This is a genomic window from Streptomyces sp. NPDC037290 (assembly GCF_055603245.1).
Window position 1 is genome coordinate 18,527 of the sequence record NZ_JBVJVZ010000027.1, and the last position, 15,064, is coordinate 33,590.

The following is a 15,064-nucleotide window of genomic DNA, read 5'->3' on the forward strand; positions in this document are numbered from 1 at the left end:
CCTGGACGTGGAGCAGCGTGAGGTCGTCGCGCAGGGCGTGGATGACCGGCAGGTATGCCCCACAGCGCGGGTCCTGACCGCCCCACTTGCCGGTGCCGTAGTACTGGTAGCCGTTCTGCACGAAGAACGTCTCCGGCGCCATGGTCAGGACGAACCGGGAGCCGTACCTGGCCTTCAGGTCTTCAGCGCCGAGATCAGGTTCACGATCACCGGCGTGGTGGGGTTCTTGAAGTCCGTGTCGTTCGTGTCGAGGGACAGCGAGTGGCCCTCGAAGTCGACGTCCAGGCCGTCGAGGCCCCATGTGTCGATGATGTCCGAGACGGAGGAGACGAAGGCGTCCCGGGCCGCGGTCGTGGTCAGCTGGACCTGGCCGTTCTGGCCGCCGATGGAGATCAGCACCTTCTTGCCGGCCGCCTGCCTGGCCTTGATCGCGGCCTTGAAGCCGGCGTCACTCTCCACGTTCGGGCACTCGGTGACCGGGCAGCGGTTGAAGCGGATGTCCCCGGAGGTGGCCGAGGTGGGCTCGCCGAAGGCCAGGTCGATGACGTCCCAGCTGTCGGGTACGTCGGCGAGGCGGGTGTAGCCGGAGCCGTTGGCGAAGCTCGCGTGCAGATAGCCGACGAGGGCGTGGGCGGGCAGGCCGGCCGAGCCGCCCCCGGTGCCGCCGCCCGCGCCGGTCGTCGCCGTCACGGCCGCCGACTTCGCGGACTCGCCGGCGTCGTTGCCGGCGGTGACCTGGAAGCTGTACGCCGTCGAGGCGGACAGTCCGGCGACGGTGGCCGAAGTGCCGCTCACCGTCTGCGACGTGGTCCCGTCCCGGTAGACGGTGTAGTTCGTGGCGCCGCTCACCGCAGACCAGGACAGGGCCACGGAGGACGAGGTGACGGCGGTGGTCCTCAGTCCGGTGGGCGCGGCGGGCACCTGCCCGGTGCTGCCGGCGCCCGGGCCGACCAGGGTGATGTCGTCGGCGTAGTAGGCGCCGGTGCCGTACCAGCCGTGCGTGTGGATGGTCACCTGCGTCGTGCCGGCGCCGGTGGTGAAGGTGGTGGTCAGTTTCTGCCAGTCGGGGGCGGACCGGGTCCAGGTGGAGACGTCGGTGGTGCCGGTGCCGCTCGCGCCGAGGTAGACGTACGAGCCGCGGACGTAGGCCGACAGGGAGTACTGCGCGTGGGGCTGGACGGTCACCGTCTGCGTGCACTGGGCGTTGTCGCCGCCGGCCGGTGTCGCCCGCAGCGCGGAACTCCCGCTGTGTACGGGCGTGTTCACGGTGGTGCCGCTACCGGCGGTGCAGGTCCAGCCGGTCAGGCCGGACTCGAAGCCGCCGTTCGTCGCGAGGTCCGTGTCGGCCGCACGGGCGGCCGACGAGAGCGCGGTGATGCCGGGCACGGCCAGCAGGGCGGCCGTGAGCAGGGCGAGGAGGGGTCTGCGGCGGCCGGCGCTGCGCCGGGTTCGGACGCGGTCCACAAGGGCCTCCGGTGTCAGGGGAGTTGGAGGGGTGGAGCGCACTCAACTTGGTCCAGACCAATCCTGTTGTCAAGGTGGGCGGGCCTCAGCCACCGCCCTCCCCGCCCCGGGCCGGCCCGGCCGCCGCCTCGTGCATCGCCAGTTCCAGCAGCGCCGGGTCGGTCAGCGTGCCCGAGCCGTCCGGCGGCACCAGCCAGCGGACGTCCCTGGTCGCCCGGCCGGGATGCGGCACCACGATCCAGGTTCCGCATCCCGCGGTACGGATGCCGGTGCCGAGCCAGCGGGCCGCGGTGCCCGGCGGCACGAAGAACCCGACCCGGTTGTCACCGAAGTCGGCGAGCACCGGGCCGGGCTGGTCGAGGACCCGGCTGAGCACGTCCAGGGTCGGATAGCCGAGGTCACCCGGCAGGATCAGCACGTCCCAGGCCCTGCCGGCGGGAAGCAGCGTGATCCCGAGGGGGTTGCGCTCCCATTCCCAGCGGCAGGCCTCGGGGTCCGGTGCGACGGATGCCAGCCACTCGACGGCCGTCTTCGCCCCAGCCATGAGAAGGCCTCCCTTTCTCTCGCCGGACCGTCCTTGTGCGGTCGCGTCAGGAGGAGAGAGGGAGGCCTTCCGGGGGCATTACGCGGGTTCCGCACCCCCTTTCAAGTGACCTGAATCACACAGCCTTCAGCTGTCGAAGCCCAGCCCCAGCCGGTCCATGGCCCGCAGCCACAGGTTGCGCCGGCCGCCGTGCGCGTCCGCGCGGGCCAGGGACCACTTGGTGAGCGCGATCCCGGTCCAGGCGAACGGCTCGGGCGGGAACGGCAGCGGCTTCTTGCGGACCATCTCCAGCTCGGTCCGCTCGGTGCGCTCCCCGTCCAGCAGGTCCAGCATCACGTCCGCGCCGAAGCGCGTGGCGCCCACGCCCAGGCCGGTGTAGCCGGCCGCGTACGCGACCTTCCCCTGGTGCGCGGTGCCGAAGAACGCCGAGAAGCGCGAGCAGGTGTCGATCGCGCCGCCCCAGGCGTGGGTGAACCGGACGCCCTCCAGCTGCGGGAAACAGGTGAAGAAGTGGCCCGCGAGCTTGGCGTACGTCTCCGGCCGGTCGTCGTACTCGGCGCGCACCCGGCCGCCGTAGTGGTGGATGGCGTCGTAGCCGCCCCACAGGATCCGGTTGTCGGCGGACAGCCGGAAGTAGTGGAACTGGTTGGCGCTGTCCCCGAGGCCCTGTCTGTTCTTCCAGCCGATCGAGGCCAGCTGGTCGGCGTTCAGCGGCTCGGTCATCAGCGCGTAGTCGTAGACCGGGACGGTGTAGGAGCGCACGCGGCGCAGCAGGTTCGGGAAGATGTTGGTGCCGAGGGCGACCCTGCGGGCGCGGACCGCGCCGTACGGGGTGCGTACGGCCATCCCGGCGCCGTACTGCCTCAACGTCAGCGCGGGCGTGTGCTCGTACACCCGCACGCCGAGTTTCAGGCACGCCTTCTTCAGGCCCCAGGCGAGCTTGGCCGGGTGCAGCATCGCCACGCCCCGGCGGTCCCAGAGGCCGGCCTCGAAGGTGGGCGAGTTGACCTGCTCGCGCACGGCGTCGGCGTCCAGGAACTCGATGCCGTCGGCGAGCCCCTTCTCCTCCAGCTCCCGGTGCCAGTCGCGCAGTTCCCACGCCTGGTAGGTCTCGGTGGCGACGTCGATCTCGCCGGTGCGCTCGAAGTCGCAGTCGATGCCGTGCCGGGCGACCGCGGCCTCGATCTCGTCGAGGTTGCGCCGGCCCAGTTCCTCCAGCTTCTGGATCTCGTCGGGCCAGCGGGTCAGGCCGTTGGGCAGGCCGTGGGTGAGGGAGGCGGCGCAGAAGCCGCCGTTGCGGCCGGAGGCGGCCCAGCCCACCTCGCGGCCTTCCAGCAGGACCACATCACGCTGCGGGTCGCGCTCCTTGGCGTTCAGCGCGGCCCACAGTCCGCTGTAGCCGCCGCCGACGACCAGCAGGTCGCAGGTGTCGGTGCCGGTGAGGGCGGGCTCGGCGGGCGGCTTGCCGGGGTCTTCCAGCCAGTACGGGACCGGCTGGGCTTCGGAGAGAGAGGAGATCCAGTTGTCTTTGCCACGGCTCATGGCGCTTGGGGCCATGATTTCAACTCCCTACAGGGGCTTACGCCTTTTGCTTGTTACGGCGATTGCTGATGACCATCGAGGTCAGGACGAAGAGCACGGCGACCAGGAACATGGCCGTGCCGATGACGTTGATCTGGACGGGCGTGCCGCGCTGCGCCGAACCCCACACGAACATCGGGAAGGTGACGGTCGAGCCGGCGTTGAAGTTGGTGATGATGAAGTCGTCGAAGGACAGAGCGAACGACAGCAGCGCGCCCGCGGCGATGCCCGGTGCCGCGATGGGCAGGGTGACCCGCAGGAACGTCTGCACGGGGCCGGCGTACAGGTCCCGGGCGGCCTCTTCAAGGCGCGGGTCCATCGACATCACGCGCGCCTTGACCGCGGTGACGACGAAGCTGAGGCAGAACATGATGTGCGCGATCAGGATCGTGTAGAAGCCCAGCTGTGCGCCCATGTTGAGGAACAGGGTGAGCAGCGAGGCGGCCATGACGACCTCGGGCATCGCCATCGGCAGGAAGATCAGCGAGTTGACGGCGCCGCGGGCGCGGAAGCGGTAGCGGACCAGCGCGAAGGCGATCATCGTGCCGAGGACCGTGGCGCCGATCGTCGCCCAGACGGCGATCTGGAGGCTGATGGACAGTGAGCCGCACATGTCGGCGACGCCGCACGGCTGCTTCCAGGCGTCCAGCGAGAACTGCTGCCACTCGTAGTTGAAGCGTCCCTTCGGCTTGTTGAAGGAGAACACCGTGACGATGACGTTCGGCAGCAACAGGTACGCGAGCGTCAGGAGTCCCGCGATGACGACGAGACGGCGCTTGAGCCAGGTGACGACGGGCATTTAGACCAGGTCCTCCGTCCCGGACCGGCGGATGTAGATCGTGACCATGGCCAGGATGGCGGCCATGAGGATGAAGGACAGGGCCGCGGCGGTCGGGTAGTCCAGGATCCGCAGGAACTGCGTCTGGATGACGTTGCCGATCATGCGGGTGTCGGTGGAGCCGAGGAGTTCGGCGTTGACGTAGTCACCGGCCGCCGGGATGAAGGTCAGCAGGGTGCCGGAGACCACGCCCGGCATCGACAGCGGGAAGGTGACCTTGCGGAAGGTGGTCCAGGGCTTGGCGTACAGGTCGCCGGCCGCCTCGTGCAGCCGCCCGTCGATCCGCTCCAGCGAGGTGTACAGCGGAAGGATCATGAACGGGAGGAAGTTGTACGTCAGGCCGCAGACGACGGCCAGTGGTGTGGCGAGCACCCGGTCTCCGGCCGTCCAGCCGAGCCAGTTGGTGAGGTCCAGGAGGTGCAGCGAGTTCAGGGTGTGCACGACCGGGCCGTTGTCGGCGAGGATCGTCTTCCAGGCCAGGGTGCGGATCAGGAAGCTGGTGAAGAACGGCGCGATCACCAGGATCATGATCAGGTTCCGCCAGCGGCCCGCGCGGAAGGCGATCAGGTACGCCAGCGGGTAGCCGAGCAGCAGGCACAGCACGGTCGCGGCGGCGGCGTAGAAGACCGAGCGCAGGAACTGCGGCCAGTACTCGGACAGGGCGTCCCAGTAGGTCACGAAGTGCCAGGTGACCTTGTAGCCCTCCTCCAGGGAGCCCGTCTGCACGGAGGTGGAGGCCTGGTAGATCATCGGCAGCGCGAAGAAGATCACCAGCCACAGCAGGCCGGGCAGCAGCAGCCAGTACGGGGTGAACCGGCCGCGTTTGCGCGGGGGCTTCTTCTCCGGTGCGGTGGGGGCGAGAGGCGGGGGCGCCTCGGTGAGCGTCGACATCAGGCGGCCGCCTCTTCCTCGGTGCCCGCGTCGATGTCCTGGGCGGCGTCCAGGCCGAAGGTGTGCGCCGGGCTCCAGTGCAGGACGACGTCGGCGCCGGGCACCAGCCGGCCGTCGCGCTCGACGTTCTGGACGTACACCGAGAGCTCGTCGCAGATGGGGCTGTCGATCACGTACTGGGTGGACACGCCGATGAAGCTGGCGTCGGCGATCTTGCCGGTGAGGCGGTTGCGGCCCGCCGGGATGTCCCCCGCGTCGTCGGCGTGCGTGAGGGAGATCTTCTCGGGGCGGATGCCGACCAGCACCTTGCCGCCGGCCGTCGCGGGGGCGGAACATCGCGCCTCGGGCAGCACCAGCTTGCCGCCGGCCGCCCTGAGCACGATGTCGTCGCCGTTCTTCGTGTCGACCTCGGCCTCGATGAGGTTGGAGGTGCCGAGGAAGTTCGCGACGAACGTCGTCTGCGGGTTCTCGTACAGGTCGGTCGGCGAGCCGAGCTGTTCGACGCGGCCCGCGTTCATCACGGCGACCGTGTCGGCCATGGTCATGGCCTCCTCCTGGTCGTGCGTGACGTGGACGAAGGTGATGCCGACCTCGGTCTGGATGCGCTTGAGCTCCAGCTGCATCTGGCGGCGCAGTTTGAGGTCGAGGGCGCCGAGCGGCTCGTCGAGGAGGAGCACCTTCGGGTGGTTGATCAGCGCGCGGGCGACGGCGACGCGCTGCTGCTGGCCGCCGGAGAGCTGGTGCGGTTTCTTGCGCGCCTGCTCGCCGAGCTGGACCAGCTCCAGCATGTCCTCGACCTGCTTCTTCACGCTCTTGATGCCGCGCCGGCGCAGGCCGAAGGCGACGTTCTCGAAGATGTCGAGGTGCGGGAAGAGGGCGTAGGACTGGAAGACCGTGTTGACCGGCCGCTTGTACGGCGGCAGGTGGGTGACGTCCTGGTCGCCGAGGCGCACGGTGCCGGAGGAAGGTTCCTCCAGTCCGGCGATCATGCGCAGGGTGGTGGTCTTGCCGCAGCCGGACGCGCCGAGCAGGGCGAAGAAGGAGCCCTGCGGCACGGTCAGGTCCAGCGGCTGTACGGCGGTGAAGCCGTTGTCGTACGTCTTGCTGATACCGGAGAGGCGGACGTCGCCGCTGTTGTCTGGTGTCGTCATCGTCGTCACGCCCCTGTGAGCTTGGAGAACTTCTGCTGGTAGGCCGTCTCTTCCTTCTGCGTCAGCGCGCGGAAGGCGTGGGACCTCGCCTGCATGGCCTTGTCGGGAATGATCAGCGGGTTGGACGCCGCCGATTTGTCGATCTTCGCAAGGTAGGGCTTCACTTCGGCGACGGGGCTCACGTAGTTGATGTACGCGGCCAGCTCGGCGGCCGGCTGGGGCTCGTAGAAGAAGTCGATGAGCCGCTCGGCGTTCGTCTTGTGGCGCGCCCTGTTGGGGATCAGCATGTTGTCGGTCGACGTCATGTAGCCGCTGTCGGGGATGACGTAGCCGACGTCCGGGTTGTCCGCCTGGAGCTGCACGATGTCGCCGCCCCACGCTATGCACGCGGCGAAGTCGCCCTTGGTGAGGTCCGAGGTGTAGTCGTTGCCGGTGAAGCGGCGGATCTGGCCCTGGTCGACGGCCTTCTGCAGACGGGCGATCACCGCGTCGAAGTCGTCGTCGGTGAACTTCGCCGGGTCCTTGCCCATGTCGAGCATGGTCATGCCGATGCTGTCGCGCATCTCGGTCAGGAAGCCGACCCGGCCCTTGAGCCTGGGGTTGTCGAGCAGGTCGGAGACCGACTTCACCTCGATGCCGTCGAGCGCCTTCTTGTTGTAGGCGATGACGGTGGAGATGCCCTGCCAGGGGTACGAGTAGGCGCGGCCGGGGTCCCAGTCGGGGTCGCGGAACTGGTCCGACAGGTGGGCGAAGGCGTTCGGCAGGTTGGACGCGTCCAGTTTCTGGACGTACCCGAGCCGGATCATCCGGGCGGCCAGCCAGTCGGTGAGGACGATGAGGTCGCGCCCGGTGTCCTGGCCCGCGGCGAGCTCCGGCTGGATCTTGCCGAAGAACTCGTCGTTGTCGTTGATGTCCTCGGTGTACTTGACCTGGATGCCGGTCCGCTTCGCGAACGCGTCGAGCGAGGGGTGGCGCTTGGTCTTGTCGTCCACGTCGATGTACTCGGGCCAGTTGGAGAAGTTGACGACCTTCTCCTTGGCCGAGTGGTCGTCGGCGGACACGCCGCCCTGCGTCTTGGTCGCCGCGGGGATGCCGCAGGCGCTCAGCGCCCCGAGGCCGCCGACCGCGAGCGCGCCGCCCGCGGAGGCGCGCAGCCACGACCGGCGGGTCATGGCCGCGCGGCCGTCGCGCAGACTGCGCCGCATGGCGGCCGCTTCGGCCGGGGTCAGGCGGTCGGGCTCGTACTGCTCCATGCGCGTGGTGCCCTTTCGGGAGGGATCGGCCTGGTCACTGGCCGGGTCGTGGCTAGCGGTCCCCGAAGATGGTGCGGTGCCAGTCCTTTGCGGCCACCGCGGTGTTGTCGAACATTACGTGCTTGACCTGCGTGTACTCCTCGAAGGAGTACGCCGACATGTCCTTGCCGAAGCCGGAGGCCTTGTAGCCGCCGTGCGGCATCTCACTGATGATCGGGATGTGGTCGTTGATCCACACGCAGCCCGCCTTGATCTCGCGGGTGGCGCGGTTCGCCCGGTACACGTCCCTGCTCCAGGCGGAGGCGGCAAGACCGTACGGCGTGTCGTTCGCCAGCCGGATGCCCTCATCATCACTGTCGAAGGGCAGGACGACCAGCACCGGACCGAAGATCTCGGACTGGACGATCTCGCTGTCCTGGGCGGCGTCGGCGATCAGGGTCGGCCGGTAGTAGGCGCCGTTCTCCAGGGCACCCTTCGGTGCCTCGCCGCCGGTCACCACGCGTGCGTAGGCACGCGCACGGTCCACGAAGCCGGCGACCCGGTCCCGCTGGACGTGCGAGATGAGCGGCCCGAGGTCGGTACCGGCGGCGAACGGGTCCCCGAGCCGCACGGTCTCCATCAGGGCGGCCGTCCGCTCCACGAAGGCGTCGTAGAGGGGCCTCTGCACGTACGCGCGTGTGGCGGCCGTGCAGTCCTGCCCGGTGTTGATCAGCGCACCGGCGACGGCCCCGTTGACGGCGGCCTCCAGATCGGCGTCGTCGAAGACGACGAAGGGCGCCTTGCCGCCGAGTTCCAGGTGCAGCCGTTTGACGGTGGCGGTGGCGACCTCGGCGACGCGCCTGCCGACGGCGGTGGACCCGGTGAAGGAGGTCATGGCGACGTCGGGGTGGCCGACCAGGTGCTCCCCGGCCTCCTTCCCGGTCCCGGTGACGATGTTGATCACACCGTCCGGGATGCCGGCATCGGTGGCGGCCCGGGCGAAGAGCAGCGAGGTGAGCGGGGTCAGCTCGGCCGGCTTCAGCACGATGGTGTTGCCGGCGGCGACCGCCGGGAGGATCTTCCAGGCGGCCATCTGCAGGGGGTAGTTCCAGGGCGCGATCGACCCGACGACGCCGATCGGCTCGCGGCGGACGTAGGAGGTGTGGTCGCCGGAGTACTCGCCGGCGGACTGCCCCTGCAGGTGCCGGGCGGCGCCCGCGAAGAAGGCGGTGTTGTCGATGGTCCCCGGCACGTCGAACTCGCGGGTCAGCTTGAGCGGCTTGCCGCACTGCAGCGACTCGGCGCGGGCGAAGTCCTCGGCACGGTCGGCGAGCACGGCGGCGAAGCGGTGCAGGGCGTCGGAGCGCTCGCCCGGGGTGGCCGAGGACCAGCCCCCGAAGGCCGCGCGTGCGGCGGCGACGGCGGCGTCGACGTCGTCGGTGCCGGCCAGCTCGTAGGTGTACACCTCCTCGCCGGTGGCGGGGTCGACCACGGCGTGGGTCCGTCCGGACGTGCCCTTGGTCAGCCGGCCGGCGATGAACTGCGCGCCGTCGGCGAATCGCTCCTCGGCGGGAAATCGTTCCGGGGTGGCGGTGCCCGGCTTGTGCATGTCGCTCTCCTCCGCCGTTCGCCCCGTCCCGGGGGGGCGGGTGGCGTAGCTCCAGCTCGATTTGAGTGCCGATCCTGACAGAGGGAGTGCACTCCAACAAGTGATTCCGTTGTTGCCTTTTGGTTACGCGACGGAATCTGTCGACCAGGTGTCGAGTCCGAAGGGAAAAGGCCGGACGGAGTGTCAGTGGTGCGTGCCAGACTCGCGTGCATGGGGAAGATCGACGGGGCGGAAGCCCTGATCAGAGAGGTCCGGGCAGGGGCCCGGATCAAGTATCTGCACTTCTGGGGGCACCGGCCGCGCCCGGACGGCAGGATCGGCGCGAGCTGTCTGAGCCAGTGGTGGCCGTCACCGTTCGTGGTGGACGGGGTCAGCTACGCGACGGCCGAGCACTGGATGATGGCCGGCAAGGCACGGCTGTTCGGGGACGCGGAGGCGGAGCGCCGGGTGCTGGCCGCGGAGCATCCCGCGCAGGCGAAGAAGGCGGGACGGCTGGTCCGGGACTTCGACGAGGAGGTGTGGGAGCGGGAGCGCTTCGGGCTCGTGGTCGAGGGCAGCGTGCACAAGTTCGCCTCGGACGACGATCTGCGCGTGTTCCTGCTGGGCACGGGCGACCGGGTGCTGGTGGAGGCGAGCCCGCTGGACCGTATATGGGGCATCGGCCTCGCCGCGGACGACGAGGCGGCCTCGGACCCGGAGCGGTGGCGGGGGCCGAATCTGCTGGGGTTCGCGCTGATGGAGGCGCGGGAGCGGCTGGCGGGATCCGGGGCCTGAGGGCCCCGGTCCGTCGGGGCCCCAGGATCCTCGGGTCAGAAGGTGCTGCTGGTGCTGAAGATGCTGGCGAAGAACAAGAAGACCAGCAGCGGCAGGAGCACGGTGGCGATGATGCCGCAGACCAGGCCGGCGGTCGCCGCGCCCTTGTTGGTGGCCTCACCCCGGTTGGCCTTGCCCCGGCCGATGGCACCGAAGATGATCGCCAGGATGCCCAGGATCATCCCGAGGATTTCCATGAAAACGGTGACGCTGCAGACCACGCCGATGATGCCCAGCACCAGTCCCGTGGTGCCCATGCCGTTGCTCGGCTGCATCGGCATCGTGTAGCCGGGAGCCTGCGGGTAGCCCACCGGCGGCCCGGCCGGGTAGGACGGAGCCGGCTGGGGGTGGCCGTAACCGGGCCCGGGCTGCTGCGGGTATCCGTATCCCGGTGCCTGCTGCGGGGCCGGCGGGCCGAAACCACCAGATTCTGGGTTGAGGTGTGACATGACGCGGGTTCCCCTCCGTTGACGATCAAGGCATCGTAATGGCCGTACGGAAGGGAAGAGGCGGGTTCCGGCCGGAAGGTGCCGGTCGGGCACGACCTGGCGGAGTTCAGCGGTCGGCGGCCACCGTCACCGAGACGGTGCGGGCGGAGCTGTCGTCGTACGGGTCGGAGTGCGTCCTGCCGTCATGGATGGCGGCGGTGATGCCGATCGCGAGCAGGACGATCACGGCGATCCCGAGCACGATGCCGATGATGCCCATGATCAGGCCCGCCTGGGCCTGGCCGCGGTTGGTGGCCTCGCCGGACTCGGCCCGCCTGCGGCCCTTGATGCCGAAGACCACCGCGAGGATGCCGAGCACCACCGAGACCACGCCGTACAGGCAGAACAGGCACAGGGAGAGGATGCCGAGCACCATCGCCGCGGTGCCCATGCCGTTCTGCGGGGCCATCGGCATGCCGGGCCAGCCGTAGCCCGCGGGGTAACCGGGGTAGCCGTAGCCGCCGGACACGGGCGGTGCTGCGGGTATGCCGGGGCCCGAGGGAGCGATCGGCGGCGGCGGAACCGCCTCGCCGCCCACCGGGGCCGTGCCCGGCAGTCCGAACCCGGGGGCGGCGGCCGACGGTGCGAAGCCGGGAGTAGAGGCGGGCGGTGCGAAGCCGTCGCTTGGCAGGGAGGTCATGGTCGCCTGGTCGTGCACGGACGGCGGCTGCACGGGCGGTTGAGCCGCCGCCCCGGGCGGATTCTTCTCCAGCGAAGGCCGGTGCTCGGGCGGCGCCCACGGGTTGTAGTCGCCCCCCGAGGCTCCGCTCGGCTGCGCTCCGTCACTCACGGGCATGTCCCCCTCGGTCGTTCGTCCCGCCATGCTACGACCTCGCCTCCACACCGCCACGGCCCGGTCCCACCGGGGCCACCGAGCGGGCGGCGAGCGGGGGGCCACGGTGCTCGCAGTGGTCGGCCCCCTGCGCCGACCGGGCGGTATCCGCCGCCCGCCTACGATGTCGTGCGTGGCATCGATCAGCCGATCACCCGCGCCTCGCCCGCACCGGGCCGCCGGCGCCCTTCCCGGGGAGGACCCCATGACCGACAGCAGCTCCGTACCCGCCGCCGGCACCGCCGACCGCGACCTGCGGGCCTTCATCGCCGGGCTGCCCAAGGCCGAACTGCACGTCCACCACGTCGGCTCCGCCTCCCCGCGCATCGTCTCGGAGCTGGCCGCCCGCCACCCCGACTCCAAGGTCCCCACCGACCCCGAGGCCCTGGTCGACTTCTTCACCTTCACCGACTTCGCCCACTTCATCGACGTGTACCTGTCGGTCGTCGATCTGATCCGCACCCCGGAGGACATCCGGCTGCTGACGTACGAGGTGGCGCGTGACCTGGCCCGGCAGCAGGTGCGCTACGCCGAGCTGACCGTCACCCCCTTCTCCTCCACCCGGCGCGGCATCGACGAGCTGGCGTTCATGGCCGCGATCGAGGACGCCCGCAAGGCGGCCGAGGCCGAGTTCGGGACCGTGCTGCGCTGGTGCTTCGACATTCCGGGCGAGGCGGGCCTGGAGTCCGCCGAGCAGACCGCCCGGCTGGCCACCGACGACCGGATCCGGCCGGAGGGGCTGGTGTCGTTCGGGCTCGGCGGGCCCGAGATCGGCGTACCCCGGCCGCAGTTCAAGCCGTACTTCGACCGGGCCATCGCCGCGGGTCTGCACTCCGTGCCGCACGCCGGTGAGACGACCGGCCCGGAGACCGTGTGGGACGCCCTGACCGAGCTGCGCGCGGAGCGCATCGGGCACGGCACGAGCTCGGCGCAGGATCCCGAGCTGCTCGCCCATCTCGCCGAGCACCGCATCCCGCTGGAGGTCTGCCCGACCTCCAACATCGCCACCCGCGCGGTCCGCACCCTCGACGAGCACCCCCTCAAGGAGTTCACGCGGGCCGGGGTGCTGGTCACGATCAACTCCGACGACCCGCCGATGTTCGGCACCGACCTGAACAACGAGTACGCGGTGGCCGCCCGGCTGCTCGGCCTGGACGAGCGGGGCCTGGCCGACCTCGCCAAGAACGCGGTGGAGGCCTCCTTCCTGGACGCCGGCGGCAAGGCCCGGATCGCGGCGGAGATCGACACGTACACCAGCACCTGGCTCGCCTCCTGACGTCTGCCGTGACGGTCACAATGGGGGCCATGCAGACCGTGACCGCCGTGGCCCACCGCGGCGACCCCTACCGCTTCCGCGAGAACACCGTCGACTCGCTGCGTTCCGCGCTCGACCGGGGCGCGGACGCGGTCGAGATCGACGTACGGCTCACCCGCGACGGCGTCCCCGTGCTGCTGCACGACGCGACGCTCGGACGGCTGTGGGAACTCGACCGGCCGCTCGGCGCGCTGTCCGCCGAGGAGGTTCGCGGGCTCACGGCGGGCGGTGTGCCGACGCTCGCGGAGGCGTTGGCCGCGACCGGCGACTGCCGGGTGATGGTGGACCTGTGCGGGCGGCCCGACCGGCGGATGGTGGACCGGGTCATGGACGTGGTCCGGCAGAGCGGGGCCGAGGAGCGCGTCTACTACTGCGCGGGCGCCGAGGCGATGCTCACCGTCCGCGCCGCCGACCCGGCCGCCGAGATCGCCCTGACCTGGACGACCCTCGCCCCGCCCCGGCCCGCACTGCTGGACGTGGTCCGCCCGCGCTGGCTCAACTACCGCTTCTCCCTGGTCAGCCGGGAGCTGGCGGCCCGCGTCCACCACGACGGCTACCTGCTGTCCGCCTGGACCCCGGACACCCGCCGCTCGATGAGCCGCCTGCTGGACCTGGGCGCCGACTCGATCACCACGAACCGGGTCGACGTCCTGCACGCCCTGCGCAACGGCAGCTAGACCCCGGCGAACTCCAGCGGGGGCGCGATCGCCTGGGCGTCCGCGCCCTCCCCCGCCCACAGCCCGATCAGCAGTGCCGCCGTCGCCTCCAGCAGTGCGGCCCGGTGGAGTCCGCCGGCGTGCAGCGGCTCACAGCCCAGGTCCCGCAACAGCCGCCGTACGACCGCGAGCGCGTCCTCGTCGTCACCGCAGAGCGGGACGGCGAGCGGGCGGCCGGCGAAGGCCGGTGGGGTCAGGCGCCAGACGCTCTCGTGGCAGAGGTTGAACCCCTTGACCACGCGGGCTCCGGGCGCGGCGGCGGTGACACGCTCGGCCGCCGCCGGGCCGCCGGCCGTGAGCAGCCGGAAGTCCGGGCCGCCCACGGGATTGGTGCAGTCGATCAGCACCCGCCCGCGCAGGGCCGGCCGGAGCTCGGTCAGCACGTCCACGGCCGCCGTGTACGGCACGGCCAGCAGCACCGCGTCGGTGCCGTGCTCCACGGCCGCCCGCACATCGCCGTGCGAGCGGCTGCCCGCGACCACCTGGTGGCCGGCCCGCCGCCACTGCCCGCCCAGCGCGTCCGCCATCGCACCGGTGCCGAGAATCCCTATGCGCACAACTGCCCCCTTCTGCGAGCCGGTTGGATACGGACACGACAGTAGGAGGGCGTTCGGGCACCATTCGGTACGTGACCGACGACCACGCCTTCCTCGCCGACTGCCGGGCCCGCCTCGCCTTCGACCTGCTCGCCAACACCTGGAACGCGGTGGTGCTGTGGGCGCTCAGGGACGGCCCCCGCCGGCCGGGCGCGCTGCGCGAGCACATCGGCGGGATCAGCCAGAAGGTACTGACCGAGACGCTGCGCCGGCTGGAGTTCAACGGCCTGGTGGAGCGGCGGGCCCACGGCGGCTCGCCGCCCCGGGTGGAGTACGGACTCACCGCGCTGGGGCGGACCTTGCTGGGGCCGATCGACGCCTTCCGCGCCTGGGCGTTCGAGCACGGCGACGAGGTCATGGCCGCCCAGGACCGCTACACGCGCGAGCGCTGAGCCACCGTCGCCGCGCCGGCCTCGCGCCCTGACCGGAGCCGGTGGCGTGCCCCTGGACCAACGCCTCCAGTCGCTTGATCTTCTTCCGTACGACGTACAGCGGGACGACTCCGACGACCCCGAAGGACATGTCGACCAGGCTCCAGCAGAAGGGGATCCCGCGGATCGGGCCGCAGATCAGGGCGAGCGGGATGATCCCGGCGCAGGCGATCATCCCGAACTCGACGACCCAGATGTTGCGGACGGGGTCGCGGTACGGGCCGTAGAAGGCGACCGCGATGACGAGGTGGGCGAAGGCCAGCCAGTCGGTGCCGTAGAGCAGGAACGGGTAGTCGGCGTCGGCGGTGTCGAGGCCGTCCCGCACCCGCGTGATCCAGGCCATGAGCCCTGGAAGGTGCTCCGGCACGGACAGGGCCCGCAACGCGTCGGCGGTCCAGCGCAGTTCGTGCACCAGCGGGAAGGCCGTGGCCCCGCTCAGCACGAGGCACACGACGAACAGGACCAACCAGGCGCGAATGCCCTTGAGCAGGGCGGCTCTGTCGCTCATGACAGCAGCGTACGCCCATATTTGAACGCGTTCAAAAGCACCGCGCCTCCGGTCG

15 protein-coding genes and 1 pseudogene are annotated in these 15,064 nt (G+C 70.6%); 4 read left to right on the forward strand and 12 right to left on the reverse strand.

Going from position 1 to position 15,064, the window contains the following annotated elements:
• Positions 1–174 precede the first annotated feature (174 nt).
• The 8 genes from ACZ7HQ_RS39775 to ACZ7HQ_RS39810 all read right to left on the reverse strand — a co-directional run bounded on the left by ACZ7HQ_RS39775 (position 175) and on the right by ACZ7HQ_RS39810 (position 9,310).
• On the reverse strand, positions 175–1,464 hold the full coding sequence (locus ACZ7HQ_RS39775) for a carbohydrate binding domain-containing protein (protein ID WP_471000832.1): 1,290 nt from the start codon (positions 1,462–1,464) through the stop codon (positions 175–177).
• A gap of 85 nt (positions 1,465–1,549) precedes the next feature.
• Complete coding sequence (locus ACZ7HQ_RS39780; RefSeq protein WP_471000835.1) at positions 1,550–2,008, reverse strand: hypothetical protein; 459 nt, start codon at positions 2,006–2,008, stop codon at positions 1,550–1,552.
• A gap of 126 nt (positions 2,009–2,134) precedes the next feature.
• Positions 2,135–3,565 (reverse strand): NAD(P)/FAD-dependent oxidoreductase, encoded by a 1,431-nt coding sequence (locus ACZ7HQ_RS39785; RefSeq protein WP_471000838.1) that lies wholly within the window; start codon positions 3,563–3,565, stop codon positions 2,135–2,137.
• A gap of 22 nt (positions 3,566–3,587) precedes the next feature.
• Positions 3,588–4,388 (reverse strand): ABC transporter permease, encoded by an 801-nt coding sequence (locus tag ACZ7HQ_RS39790; RefSeq protein ID WP_471000841.1) that lies wholly within the window; start codon positions 4,386–4,388, stop codon positions 3,588–3,590.
• Positions 4,389–5,318, reverse strand: a complete 930-nt coding sequence (locus ACZ7HQ_RS39795) for an ABC transporter permease (protein ID WP_471000844.1) — start codon at positions 5,316–5,318, stop codon at positions 4,389–4,391.
• The gene (locus ACZ7HQ_RS39800) at positions 5,318–6,478 is read right to left on the reverse strand and encodes an ABC transporter ATP-binding protein (protein WP_471000847.1); all 1,161 of its coding nucleotides are present in this window, start codon (positions 6,476–6,478) and stop codon (positions 5,318–5,320) included. Before ACZ7HQ_RS39800 ends, ACZ7HQ_RS39795 begins: the two co-directional genes overlap by 1 nt.
• Positions 6,475–7,722, reverse strand: coding sequence for an ABC transporter substrate-binding protein (locus ACZ7HQ_RS39805; protein WP_471000850.1), 1,248 nt, complete (start codon positions 7,720–7,722; stop codon positions 6,475–6,477). The genes ACZ7HQ_RS39800 and ACZ7HQ_RS39805 overlap by 4 nt, the downstream gene beginning before the upstream one ends.
• 52 nt (positions 7,723–7,774) lie before the next feature.
• Positions 7,775–9,310 carry a gamma-aminobutyraldehyde dehydrogenase gene (locus tag ACZ7HQ_RS39810; RefSeq protein WP_471000853.1) on the reverse strand — a complete coding sequence of 512 codons (1,536 nt, stop codon included), beginning with the start codon at positions 9,308–9,310 and terminating at the stop codon, positions 7,775–7,777.
• Positions 9,311–9,520: 210 nt separating this feature from the next.
• Here ACZ7HQ_RS39810 and ACZ7HQ_RS39815 point away from each other — a divergent pair, with 210 nt between their 5' ends.
• Positions 9,521–10,084 (forward strand): NADAR family protein, encoded by a 564-nt coding sequence (locus ACZ7HQ_RS39815; protein WP_471000856.1) that lies wholly within the window; start codon positions 9,521–9,523, stop codon positions 10,082–10,084.
• 35 nt (positions 10,085–10,119) lie between these two features.
• Here the strand turns inward: ACZ7HQ_RS39815 and ACZ7HQ_RS39820 are convergent, their stop codons facing one another.
• Together ACZ7HQ_RS39820 and ACZ7HQ_RS39825 are read right to left on the reverse strand one after the other, a co-directional pair.
• Positions 10,120–10,572, reverse strand: a complete 453-nt coding sequence (locus ACZ7HQ_RS39820) for a DUF4190 domain-containing protein (protein ID WP_471000859.1) — start codon at positions 10,570–10,572, stop codon at positions 10,120–10,122.
• A 106-nt stretch (positions 10,573–10,678) separates the two neighbouring features.
• Complete coding sequence (locus ACZ7HQ_RS39825) at positions 10,679–11,401, reverse strand: DUF4190 domain-containing protein (RefSeq protein ID WP_471000861.1); 723 nt, start codon at positions 11,399–11,401, stop codon at positions 10,679–10,681.
• A 171-nt stretch (positions 11,402–11,572) separates the two neighbouring features.
• Between ACZ7HQ_RS39825 and ACZ7HQ_RS39830 the strand changes: the two are divergent.
• Positions 11,573–12,719, forward strand: a pseudogene (locus ACZ7HQ_RS39830) (adenosine deaminase).
• A gap of 29 nt (positions 12,720–12,748) precedes the next feature.
• A complete protein-coding gene (locus ACZ7HQ_RS39835; protein ID WP_471000865.1) occupies positions 12,749–13,435 on the forward strand; it encodes a glycerophosphodiester phosphodiesterase in 687 nt (228 codons plus the stop codon).
• Here ACZ7HQ_RS39835 and ACZ7HQ_RS39840 read toward each other — a convergent pair.
• Positions 13,432–14,031 carry an NADPH-dependent F420 reductase gene (locus ACZ7HQ_RS39840; RefSeq protein ID WP_471000868.1) on the reverse strand — a complete coding sequence of 200 codons (600 nt, stop codon included), beginning with the start codon at positions 14,029–14,031 and terminating at the stop codon, positions 13,432–13,434. The two genes, ACZ7HQ_RS39835 and ACZ7HQ_RS39840, sit on opposite strands and share 4 nt — an antisense overlap.
• A 71-nt stretch (positions 14,032–14,102) precedes the next feature.
• Here ACZ7HQ_RS39840 and ACZ7HQ_RS39845 point away from each other — a divergent pair, with 71 nt between their 5' ends.
• Positions 14,103–14,462: a winged helix-turn-helix transcriptional regulator gene (locus tag ACZ7HQ_RS39845; RefSeq protein WP_471000870.1), complete on the forward strand. Its 360-nt coding sequence runs from the start codon at positions 14,103–14,105 to the stop codon at positions 14,460–14,462.
• On the opposite strand, the gene ACZ7HQ_RS39850 is transcribed toward ACZ7HQ_RS39845, so the two are convergent.
• The gene (locus ACZ7HQ_RS39850) at positions 14,425–15,009 is read right to left on the reverse strand and encodes a hypothetical protein (RefSeq protein ID WP_471000873.1); all 585 of its coding nucleotides are present in this window, start codon (positions 15,007–15,009) and stop codon (positions 14,425–14,427) included. The genes ACZ7HQ_RS39845 and ACZ7HQ_RS39850 overlap by 38 nt on opposite strands.
• Positions 15,010–15,064 lie beyond the last annotated feature (55 nt).

What these genes read in the sequence shown, in the direction of transcription:
- ACZ7HQ_RS39780 (WP_471000835.1), bottom strand. Translation starts at nt 2,008, where the DNA reads ATGGCTGGGGCGAAGACGGCCGTCGAGTGGCTGGCATCCGTCGCACCG.
- ACZ7HQ_RS39785 (WP_471000838.1), bottom strand. Translation starts at nt 3,565, where the DNA reads ATGGCCCCAAGCGCCATGAGCCGTGGCAAAGACAACTGGATCTCCTCT.
- ACZ7HQ_RS39790 (WP_471000841.1), bottom strand. Translation starts at nt 4,388, where the DNA reads ATGCCCGTCGTCACCTGGCTCAAGCGCCGTCTCGTCGTCATCGCGGGA.
- ACZ7HQ_RS39795 (WP_471000844.1), bottom strand. Translation starts at nt 5,318, where the DNA reads ATGTCGACGCTCACCGAGGCGCCCCCGCCTCTCGCCCCCACCGCACCG.
- ACZ7HQ_RS39805 (WP_471000850.1), bottom strand. Translation starts at nt 7,722, where the DNA reads ATGGAGCAGTACGAGCCCGACCGCCTGACCCCGGCCGAAGCGGCCGCC.
- ACZ7HQ_RS39810 (WP_471000853.1), bottom strand. Translation starts at nt 9,310, where the DNA reads ATGCACAAGCCGGGCACCGCCACCCCGGAACGATTTCCCGCCGAGGAG.
- ACZ7HQ_RS39815 (WP_471000856.1), top strand. Translation starts at nt 9,521, where the DNA reads ATGGGGAAGATCGACGGGGCGGAAGCCCTGATCAGAGAGGTCCGGGCA.
- ACZ7HQ_RS39820 (WP_471000859.1), bottom strand. Translation starts at nt 10,572, where the DNA reads ATGTCACACCTCAACCCAGAATCTGGTGGTTTCGGCCCGCCGGCCCCG.
- ACZ7HQ_RS39835 (WP_471000865.1), top strand. Translation starts at nt 12,749, where the DNA reads ATGCAGACCGTGACCGCCGTGGCCCACCGCGGCGACCCCTACCGCTTC.
- ACZ7HQ_RS39850 (WP_471000873.1), bottom strand. Translation starts at nt 15,009, where the DNA reads ATGAGCGACAGAGCCGCCCTGCTCAAGGGCATTCGCGCCTGGTTGGTC.